We start from the raw sequence: 9,822 nt of genomic DNA, 5'->3' as shown, positions 1-9,822 counted from the left end.
CTACAGCTCCGGCCCGTGGTCACGGGTGGGGGAGTGGTCGAACTCGGGTGCCAGGGTGTGGCTGGGTTGGGTAGTGGTCTGCGAGCGGTGTCGGGACAGCGCCCGGGTCAGCCAGCCGTCGTCGGGCATCTTGGCTTCGTCGAAGAAGGTGAGGACTTTTTTGCCGGTGCGTTCCCATTTCTTGGCCCGGACGTTGTCGTCGATGCGGGCGACCTCGCCGGTGGCCTGGGCCCGCCAGGTTTTCTCGGCGTCCACGATGTCGGTGTTGCCGGCGTACGTCTCGATGCGGGTGAAGAATTGGGCGCGGTGGCGGACACGCTCAAGCTCCCCTTCAGAGGGGACGGCAGGTGCGGGGCCGAGTCGGCGCAGCTGATCAGAGAGCTCGCCGGTGGTTCGGGCGATCTCCTGGTAGTGGGCGTGGGCCTGGGTGAAGTGTTCGGTCGCGGTGTCGATGGCGGCCTGATCCTGGGCTTTGTTCATCATTTTCGCGAACATGCCCCGGGATCTCGCCTGGTGTTCCGCCTGGTGGAGGTCCGCTCGGGCCTGGTCGAGCTGCTCCTGGGCGGCCTGCCGCTTGGGCTCCAGTTCCTCCAGTCGGGCAGTGAGCTCCGTGGTTGCCTGCTGGGCGGTGGTGGCCCGCTCGGCCTGCCTGGTTAGGCGTTCGGCTTCTTCCTGGGCCTGGTGGGCGGTGGTGGTGAACAGGACATCGCCGCTGCGGATCCAGGCGAGCATTCGGTCATCATCCACCCAGTGCAGCGGGCGATCGGCCAGGGAGTCTTTGACGACCTGGCGGGGATCCGGCTCTATCTGTTCCACCGGCTTCGCCGGGGTCGGGGTGTCCAACATCGAGGCGGTCTCGCGGGCCCACTGGTGCAACTCGAGGTCGGTGTAGGCCCCGACGGGTGGGAGCTGGGGTCGGGTGGGGGAGTGCTCGGGTAGATGGCCGGCGAGTCGGTGGGCGATGACCGCCCCGACATCCTTCGCTCCCTCCAAATCGGTGGTGGAGTGGTGGAGGTGGTCGCGGTAGTCGATGCCGACCTTCGACAGGCGGACAGCGGTGGTGGCGATGCGTTCGACCGCCCGGTCCTCATCCACCTCCGCAGTCAGCCCCATGGGCAACTGGTCGAGGACGCGGCGAAGGTGGGGTTCGACCGTGTCGCGGCGCCAGGTGGTGGTCAGCTGGTCGCAGGCCGAGGCATAGAGGCCCGCGATGCGTTCGTCAGAGGTGGCCTGGGCGTTGAGTTCTGCCCGAAGGTCGGTGGCGCTGCGGTGGCCAGTGTCCCGGCCGATGATCCCCGTGAGCACCTCGAGCGGGGTGGGCTCGGCGGTGTTCTCGCCGGACATGTGGCGGTGCGCGTCCTCACCGTCGAGGTCGACGGGGGTGTCGGTGGCGACATACGCGTGGTTTTCCTTCTTTCCGCGGGTCAGGGCGACGTAAAGGCCCCGTCGGTCGGTCTCCGGACCCACCACGGCGTGGGTGGTATCCACGGTGACGCCTTGGGCGCGGTGGACGGTGGCGGCATAGCCGAGTTGGGCATGGCTGGCGAGGTAGTCGGCGGGCAGGATAAGCGGGGTGGGGCGCTCGGTGCCCTGGACGATGGCCGAGCCGTCGTCGTGGATGGCGGTCACAGTGAATTGCTGGCCGTTGAGGATCCGGGTGTTGTTGATCATCGTGTTGCGCCTGGTCAGGATGGTATCGCCGATGCTGGCCTGCTCGCTGCCGCCGAGGGCTACGGCGGGCCCGTCCGTCTGGACGTCGCCGGTGGTCATCCGGTGGGTGCGGATGAGCTGGTTAGCTGCGGCCACATCCTTGTTGGTCGAGGCGATGAGAATCGAGCTCCTGCCGGCGTCGATGTCCTGCAGGTAGGCGGTCGTGGCGGTCAGGATCTGATCCTCGCGGTTACCGCCGTGGATCCACCCCCGCTGCGCGTAGAGATCGAGCCCGGTCGTGTCGCCGTGGCGGATCTTGAGACCCGCGTCGGCTTGGGCGGTGTCGTCGCCGACGCGCATGACCTGGTCGAGTTCTGTCGAGTGGTCGTGTTTGACGATGGTGCGCAACAGCCCACCGGTCTCCACGGCATCCAGCTGATGCGGATCACCCACCAGACGCACGATAGCCCCGGTCGCTTGGGCGATTTCGGTCAGGGCTGCAAGATCCGCGGTGGTGGCCATGCCCGCTTCATCGACCAGGAGCATGTCCCCGGGCGTGATGGAGACGCCGAGGGCTTGCGCGTCGTGGGCGGGGATGCCGGGCAGTTCCCCGCGCCAGCGGTAGGTCAGTGAGGCCAGCGTCCGGGCTTTTTCACCGATGTCGTCGCCGAGTTGCTGCGCGGCCCGGGCTGAGGGGGCCAGGGCATGGACCTGGTGGCCTTCTCCGCGCCAGAGGTCGGCGACGACGGCCATCGAGGCGGTCTTGCCCGTGCCAGCCGGGCCGACACCGGCACTGAGCATGGCGCCGGTCTCGGTGAGGTGGCGCACCAGTGCCTCCTGCCCGGTGTTCAGCGCAAACCCGGCGGTGTTCTGGTGGCGGTCAAGGGCGTCGTCGACGGCCTGGCGGGTGACGAGATACGCGGTGGGTTGGTTGATCGCCTCGAGCACGGTCTGCTCCTCGAGCAGCGTGGCGTTGGCGGTGAGGACTTCTGCTTCGGATTCGAGGTCGATCGCCCGGCCGTGCTGCACCAACGCTCCGGGGAGGGCGAGCGGTTCGGTTGAGTTGAGGGTGGTGACGAACTCCCGCAGCGCCACGGCGTGCACCTGGTGCCGGATGGCCGCAGCCTCCGTCTCATTCGCGAACCTCCAGGCGTTCAGGCGCATGGAAATCGAGGTGTCCAGATGCCGGTGGGCAAAGCTCGCGCGGCGCTTGCGGGTGTCGTCCACCGCCTGGCGGGCCAACTCCTTGAGCGCTTCCTCGCGGTGGTCGGTGCCATAGGCGGGGAAAGCGGGTCGGGTGTGTCCGTCGGCCCGGGCGGCCTCCCCGAGTGCTCGGGCGGAGAGGTTCTGAATGCCGTATTCCTGGGCCCACTCGCGGCGATGCTCGGCCAGAGATCGGGCGGGTTTCTTCGCATCGCGGGTATCCAGGATGGCTTGCTGCCACAGCTCGTAGGCCGCCCGATCCGAAGGCGCATGACCATGCGTCTCCCGGTAGGTGCGGGCGTATTCTTCGTAGACCGGTTGCGCCTGAGCGCGGCGTTTGGAGGAGGCCGCAATGAGGTCCTCATCGATGCCTCGGACCTCCCACACGGGTGCTTTGTTCTCCTCGGTGGTGCGTTCGTAGAACTCGAGTCCGAGTTCCGTGGAGAGGCGGTGGACCATCATGTCCTGGTAGCGCTGGCCGATGCGGGCGGAGTTTTTGTGCAGGAACCGAGTGTCGAGGGCCCGCCACTTCGCGGCATCCTCAGGGCTCAGTTCGTCTTCTCGTGTTTGGACTTTGTTGGCGATCAGACAGTGGGTGTGCAGGTCCGGATCCCCGGCCCGAGTGTCGTAGTGGATAAACGTCGCCGCGATCATTCCCCGGGCCCGAACCTGTCTCTCCCCGCGCTCCCCGGTGCGCGTGAAGAGCACATTGTCTTCGACCCACACGAGGGAATCAGCGACTGCCTCCCGGTGGATTTTCTCGATCGCCTGGCGAGTCTCCTCGTCGCCGAGCGCCCAGAGCAGCGAGACGGATTTCGTCGGTGAAAACGTCAGATCCATCCCCGCCGCCGGCTGCCGCACCGAGTGCTTCTGCGTGTTGAGCCAAGCCAAAACTACGCGGGCATCGGCGTGCTCGAAGCCCGTCTCCGAGGCATGAAACGGACGCGCCACCGACAGTGCGAGCTCGTTTCTCTCCTCCGTCGTGAGCCGCCGACCGAGGCGTTGACGTTCTTGTTTCTCCGTCTTCGAGACAGCCTTGAGGACCTCGACGCCGTTGGTATAGGTCGCATACGCCCGCCCCAACTTCACGTCCGCCAGCGGCTCGCCGGCGGCCATCCGCGCATCCGCATCCGGATGCAAGCCCTCGCCGTAGAGCGCGCCCATCTGCGCCTCATTGACGACTCCGTCGACGCTGACGGAGGTCTCGCCGAGCCCGGTTATGCCACTGCCGAACCACCGTCCTGGTGGGGTTCCGGTCGCCTGGTAGTAGTCCGCGAGTGCTAGATCGGGCTGGGTCATATCGTCGTGGGAGGCGACCGAGCCGAGGAGATAGGCGTAGCCATCCCCGGCGTGGACCACCCGCATCGACAACATACTTTCCGAGTCTAGGAACAGAAGCTGGTGCGTGCTTCGGCAACTTCTTGTGGGCGGGTGTGAACTGGGAAAACCGAAAGTCAGATTATCTGCCAAAGGTGTATTGATCTCATTTCGCGGTCGCGCGTCGACCGGAATTCGGCGATGGGACGGGCAGATAGCGAACGCGGCGTGATGCGAGGGGAGCATGCGCGTGCGCAGATATGTCCTTCGGTAGCCACTGATCGATGACGGGACTCGGCGATGGGTGATGACCGCATGACCGGTGGCCGAGGTGAGGGAGCAAGGAAGGTGAGTGCGCCGTCGGTGGTCTGCACGCCCGTCAGGCAGGCGAGGCGATGGGGGAGTGGGTGTTACCGCGAGGAGGCGCGCTGATCGAGGCGTCGCCTCGACGCCTCCTGGTGCTTGTCTGCGGTCGTGGCCGTCAGCATCAGTAGTCGGGTGGGCTGGGGATGACCCTGGGAGGTGGTGCCCCTCGGGGCGAAGCAGCGGAAGGTATCGCTGTCCTTCTGGCCATCTGGGTGGCCGTCACTGAGGGGTGTTCGAACGCGGTCGAACAGTGCCCATCTGTTCGTGTCTGCCCGAGGCTTTAGGGTGGGAAGCACAACGCCCTTCCCCGGCTTGTAAGAAAGGTGCCTGCCGTGCTGTCCGCTCCCCTCATCCGCGCCCTCAATCACGACCAGAGGCTGCTGCGCATCCTCGGCACCACAGGCTGGGCACAGGTGGCCAAGGCGGCTGACGATGGGGTGTTGTCGTCCGGGGAACAGGCTCTGGTGCAGACGCACGCGAGGGCTTCGGCTACTGGTTCGACCGTCTCGACGGCGCAGACATGCCCACCCTCGTCACTCTCCTCGACGGGTACGCCGCCGAGACGCAGGCAGCCGAGTATCCAGTCCACCGCCTCATCAAGGAGTAAGTAAGCCAATGGCGAGGAGAGGACGCATCAGCCTGGAAGCCCGTCAGCGGCAGCGGGTATTCCTCGAGCGGCAGCGCCGTACCGCCGAGGCCCAAGGGGCAGTGTTGCTCAAGCTCGGTGAGCACCTCGATACGATCACCGAGCACGAAGCACACGCCGGCCACCAGATCGTCCGGTTACGCGAGCTCGGCATGACCCTGACCACGCTGTCGGAGACCACCGGGCTGTCTATCCGCCGGCTCAACCAACTCATCGCCACCCACGAGAAGGCCGAACGAGACGCGGTCGAGGACGAGGCCACCACCCCGCTGTTCTGACGCCTCTAAAAGCCCCATCGGCGGAGCGGGGTCGAGCGCGAGAACACACCCCTTGTGTCAGGCGCAGCCACCCATGCCAAGGGTGGTTGTCCTTGGCTCCCCTCGCTCAGGATGCGGTCGGCATCGTGGTGCGCACGCTCTCTGACCGGGGGGTGGTGTCGTTTACCACCGACACCCGGTCTCTCGACACAGTCGCGGAGAAGGAACCGACAGCTCGTCACGGCTAGAGGCTAGTGAAGTCGGAGGAGAAGCTGAGGAACACCGAGACGGCGACGGCGACGTAGACCACGGCGATCAGGGTGCCGGCCCACTGGGAGGCAAACCGCACCACGGCAGGGGAGGCGGGGAAAAGCCCGTGGGCGAGGTTGCGCACGGTCAGCAGGATGAACAGCGGGATCATCATCGCCCACACCACCATGCAGTACAGGCACAAGATGTGGATGACGAACAGGGCCTGGTACCACAGCCAGATGATAAACAGCAGACCGACGGTCACTCCGGCCTGCAGGCCGGCCCAGTACCAGTCGCCGAGCCGGGCCCCGGACAGCATGGCCATCGCGGTGGTGATGACCACGGCGAAGGCGACAATCCCGATCAACGGGTTGGGGAAGCCAAACAGTTCGGACTGCCAGGTGCCCATCACCTTTCCGCAGGAGACCAGGGCGTTGAGGTCGCAGGTGGTGACGTGCTCGGCGTCCTCGTAGAGGGCCAGGCGCTCGAGCACCAGAATGCCGGAGGCGACCCAGCCGATCACGCCAGTGACCAGCAGGATGAGGGCGAAAGGCCGCTGGCGGGCAAAACTCGGCAGCACGGTCTGGTCGTTCGTCATGGTCGCAAAGTTCTCATTTCTGGCGGTGGACTCTGGGCGTGCAAGGAAGGCCACCGCACAGCTGCAGCAGCCCCCGGGTGATGATCTGGTTAAAAAGGGAGACTGGTTAGAGGTTCTGGAGCATCTGCTCCATTTCGGCGATCTCGGCCTCCTGGTCTTCAATGACCTGCTCGGCCAGGGCAGCGGCCTGTGGGTTCTGGCCATCGTTGACCTCATCGCGGGCCATGTCGACGGCACCTTCGTGGTGGGCGGTCATCTGCTCGAGGTAGAGGCGGGCGGCCTCGGTGCCCTGGGCGTTCTCCAGGGCTGCCATGTCCTCCTCGGTCATCATCCCGCTCATCCCGCTCATGTCGCCGTGATCCATCCCGCCCATGCCAGAGGATCCGGTGACCGGCTGCTGTCCCCAGGCCTCGAGCATGGCGTTCATCCGGTCGATCTCCGGGCCCTGGGCGTCGATCACGCCCTGGGCGAAGTCGGCGACCTCGGTCGGGATGTCCTCCTTGGTCAGGAGCATCTCGCTCATCTCCACGGCCTGCTGGTGATGGGGGATCATCATCTGCGCGAACATGATGTCCGCGTTGTTGTGCTCGGCGGAAATCTCTCCGTCCGCCTCAGTCGTCGTCGCCGTGGCGGTCGCGGTCGTCTCAGCGGTGGTGGTCTCGGTGTTAGTGGCCGAGGTGGTGGTGTCGGTGGTCTCGGGCTCGGGCTCGGTGGCCTCGCCGCAGGCGGCCAGGGCCAGAGTAGAGGTCAGGGCGAGGGCGGCGAGAGTGATAGTGCGCTTCATGATGGTGCCTTTCAGGGTCATATACAAAGGAGTTGGTGAATGATTCAGGATCAGTGGACAGTGGCTGCTGTTGATGCTGGGGTGGTCTGTTCCTCCTGTCGGCCGGTCGGGGCCAGGTGAGTCGGCTCCAGGTCAATGCGGCGCAGCAGCTGGGCGTTGAGGGCGACCACGATGGTCGACAGGGACATCAACACCGCCCCGACGGCCGGGGAGAGCACGAACCCGATGGGGGCGAGCACACCGGCGGCCAGGGGAACGGCCACGATGTTGTAGCCGGATGCCCAGATGAGGTTCTGGACCATCTTGCGGTAGCTGGCCCGCGAGAGTTCCATCATCGACAGCACCGCCCGGGGGTCGTCACTGGCCAGCACCACCCCGGCGGATTCCATGGCCACATCCGTGCCGGCACCAATGGCGATGCCGACCTCGGCGCGGGCCAGGGCCGGGGCGTCGTTGACGCCGTCGCCGACCATGGCCACGCTCAGGCCACGGTCCTGCAGCTGCGTGACCTTGGTGTCCTTGTCCTGGGGCAGCACCTCGGCGAAGACCTCGTCAATCCCCAGATCCTTGCCGACGGCGTGGGCGACCTGACGGGCGTCGCCGGTGATCATCGCGACCTTGACCCCGCGGTCCTGCAGGGCCTTTACAGCCGCGCGGGATTCAGGGCGGACCTTGTCCTCGACCGCCACGGCACCGATGATCTGGCCGTCACGGACGATATGCAGCACGCCGGCCCCACGCTCGGTCCAGGAGCGGGTGGTGTCGGTGATCTCGCCCGGTGTGGTGAGGTCGAGTTCGCGCAGCATGTTGGGTCCGCCGACGAGGATTTCGGCGTCGTTGACAGTGGCGCGGACGCCGCGGCCGGTGGCGGCGGTGAAATCGGTGCCGCGCAGTCCGAGACGGGAGGCCTCCGGGTGCTCGGTGGCGGCGGTGACGATCGCCCGGGCCACGGGGTGTTCGCTGTCGGCTTCGGCGGCAGCGGCCAGGGCCAGCAGCTGGCCCTCTGTGGTGCCGGGAACGGCGGCGATGTCGGTGACGGCGTGCGCGCCTTCGGTCAGGGTGCCGGTCTTGTCGAACAGCACCACGTCAATGGTGCGCATCCGCTCCAGGGCCATGCGGTTTTTGATCAGCACCCCGGACTTCGCGGCCCGCTCGGTGGAGATCGCGATGACCAGCGGGATGGCCAGGCCCAGGGCATGCGGGCAGGCGATAACCAGCACGGTCACGGTGCGTACCACGGCATCATCCGGGCTGCCGATGATCGCCCAGACCACCGCGGTGATCAGGGCGGAGATCAGCGCGAACCAGAACAACCAGGCCGCCGCCCGGTCGGCGAGCGCCTGAGCGCGGGAAGAAGACTCCTGGGCGTCCGCGACCATGCGCTGGATACCGGCCAGGGCCGTGTCCCCGCCGGTGGCCTCAACGCGGACGCGGACGGTGTTGTCGGTGGCCACCGTCCCGGCCACCACTTGCTCGCCGGTATCCCGGAAAACGGGCCGGGATTCCCCGGTGATCATGGCCTCATCGAATTCGGCGGATCCGTCGATGATCGTCCCGTCGGCCGGGACGCGGGCGCCGGCTCGGACGAGCACGACGTCATCGACGGCCAGTTCGGTGACGGGCACGGTGCGGGCCTGCCCGTCGACGATCTTCTCGGCCTCATCCGGCAGCAGGGCTGCCAGGGCATCCAGGGCCGAGGAGGCCGCCCCCAGGGCGCGCATCTCCAGCCAGTGACCCAGCAGCATGATGGTCACCAGCAGGGCCAGCTCCCACCAGAAATCCAGGTGGAAACCACCAATCCCGAGGGTGGTCACCCAGGAGGCAACGAATGCGACGGTAATCGCCATGGCGATCAACAGCATCATGCCCGGCTGGCGCGATGTCAGCTCAGTCCATCCGCCCTTGAGGAACGGGGTGCCACCGTAGACGAAGATCACGGTGCCCAGGACCGGGGCAATCCACTCCACCCCGGGGAAGTCCGGGATGGAGTAACCCAGCAGGTCGGCGACCATGGGGCTGAAGGCAACGACCGGGATGGACAGAATCAGCGACCACCAGAAGCGCTGTCGGAACATGGCGGTGCTGTGGCCGGCATGCTCGCCGTGGGTGTGGACGTGATGGTCCTCATCGACCGCGGAATGCGGATGATCCTGCGGCATGGCCTGGCCGTGGGTGTCGGCATCCGCATGGTGCTCATCGCCGGGTGGCTCCGGGGTGTGGTGGTCGCCGTGGTCAGGGTGGTGGGGGTGGGGCATGGGCGTTCCTTCCGTTCCCGCCCCCGGATAGCGGGGCGGGGTCAGGGGTGGGTCAGTCAGGAATCAATGATCGTGTAACCGGCGTCCCCGACGGCCTGGCGCACCGTCTCCGGGGGCACGGCACCGGTGACGGTGAGGGTGGAGACACCGCCGGCCACCAGCTCAACGTGGACATCGGTGACCTGCGGCAGGGCACTGACTGCTGCGGTGACGCTGCCTGTGCAGTGCCCGCAGGTCAGGCCCGTCACGGGGTAAGTGACCAGTGGGTCAGGTGTGGCGTCGACGGTGGTCGCCTCCGGGGCGGAGGCGGTCGCAGACGGTGTAGAGGGCGCGCAGCACCCACAGCCGTCGGAGGCCAGTGGTAGCAAGCGGGGAGTCGGGGTGGTCATCGAAAGCGCTCCTGTGGGTCGGTGGGATCGGGTGGGTTATCGCCCCTCATGATATACCCGTATGGGGTATCTGTCATGGGGTGATGGGGATCGGTGCCCCGGTTG

General features: G+C 66.7%; 6 protein-coding genes. 1 reads left to right on the top strand and 5 read right to left on the bottom strand.

Annotated elements, in window-relative coordinates; all coding sequences use genetic code 11:
- A complete protein-coding gene (gene mobF / locus A605_RS14665; protein ID WP_161607642.1) occupies nucleotides 1–4,227 on the bottom strand; it encodes a MobF family relaxase in 4,227 nt (1,408 codons plus the stop codon).
- 924 nt (nucleotides 4,228–5,151) lie between these two features.
- Here mobF and A605_RS14655 point away from each other — a divergent pair.
- The gene (locus A605_RS14655; RefSeq protein WP_015402289.1) at nucleotides 5,152–5,460 is read left to right on the top strand and encodes a hypothetical protein; all 309 of its coding nucleotides are present in this window, start codon (nucleotides 5,152–5,154) and stop codon (nucleotides 5,458–5,460) included.
- Nucleotides 5,461–5,683: 223 nt separating this feature from the next.
- On the opposite strand, the gene A605_RS14650 is transcribed toward A605_RS14655, so the two are convergent.
- The 4 genes from A605_RS14650 to A605_RS14635 form a co-directional block, all read right to left on the bottom strand.
- The gene (locus A605_RS14650; RefSeq protein WP_015402288.1) at nucleotides 5,684–6,289 is read right to left on the bottom strand and encodes a vitamin K epoxide reductase family protein; all 606 of its coding nucleotides are present in this window, start codon (nucleotides 6,287–6,289) and stop codon (nucleotides 5,684–5,686) included.
- Between the two features lie 106 nt (nucleotides 6,290–6,395).
- A complete protein-coding gene (locus tag A605_RS14645) occupies nucleotides 6,396–7,073 on the bottom strand; it encodes a DUF305 domain-containing protein (RefSeq protein ID WP_027004590.1) in 678 nt (225 codons plus the stop codon).
- A gap of 50 nt (nucleotides 7,074–7,123) precedes the next feature.
- Nucleotides 7,124–9,328, bottom strand: coding sequence for a copper-translocating P-type ATPase (locus A605_RS14640; RefSeq protein WP_015402286.1), 2,205 nt, complete (start codon nucleotides 9,326–9,328; stop codon nucleotides 7,124–7,126).
- Between the two features lie 56 nt (nucleotides 9,329–9,384).
- On the bottom strand, nucleotides 9,385–9,717 hold the full coding sequence (locus A605_RS14635) for a heavy-metal-associated domain-containing protein (protein ID WP_027004538.1): 333 nt from the start codon (nucleotides 9,715–9,717) through the stop codon (nucleotides 9,385–9,387).
- Nucleotides 9,718–9,822 lie beyond the last annotated feature (105 nt).

Source organism: Corynebacterium halotolerans YIM 70093 = DSM 44683, from assembly GCF_000341345.1.
GTDB lineage: Bacteria > Actinomycetota > Actinomycetes > Mycobacteriales > Mycobacteriaceae > Corynebacterium > Corynebacterium halotolerans.
The sequence above is the reverse complement of the archived record's forward strand: the minus strand, read 5'-3'. Positions and strand labels throughout refer to the sequence as shown.

Bases quoted from the DNA above. Each gene is read 5' to 3' on its own strand.
- A605_RS14640 (WP_015402286.1), bottom strand. From the start codon at position 9,328: ATGCCCCACCCCCACCACCCTGACCACGGCGACCACCACACCCCGGAG.
- A605_RS14635 (WP_027004538.1), bottom strand. From the start codon at position 9,717: ATGACCACCCCGACTCCCCGCTTGCTACCACTGGCCTCCGACGGCTGT.
- A605_RS14650 (WP_015402288.1), bottom strand. From the start codon at position 6,289: ATGACGAACGACCAGACCGTGCTGCCGAGTTTTGCCCGCCAGCGGCCT.
- A605_RS14645 (WP_027004590.1), bottom strand. From the start codon at position 7,073: ATGAAGCGCACTATCACTCTCGCCGCCCTCGCCCTGACCTCTACTCTG.
- A605_RS14655 (WP_015402289.1), top strand. From the start codon at position 5,152: ATGGCGAGGAGAGGACGCATCAGCCTGGAAGCCCGTCAGCGGCAGCGG.
- mobF (WP_161607642.1), bottom strand. From the start codon at position 4,227: ATGTTGTCGATGCGGGTGGTCCACGCCGGGGATGGCTACGCCTATCTC.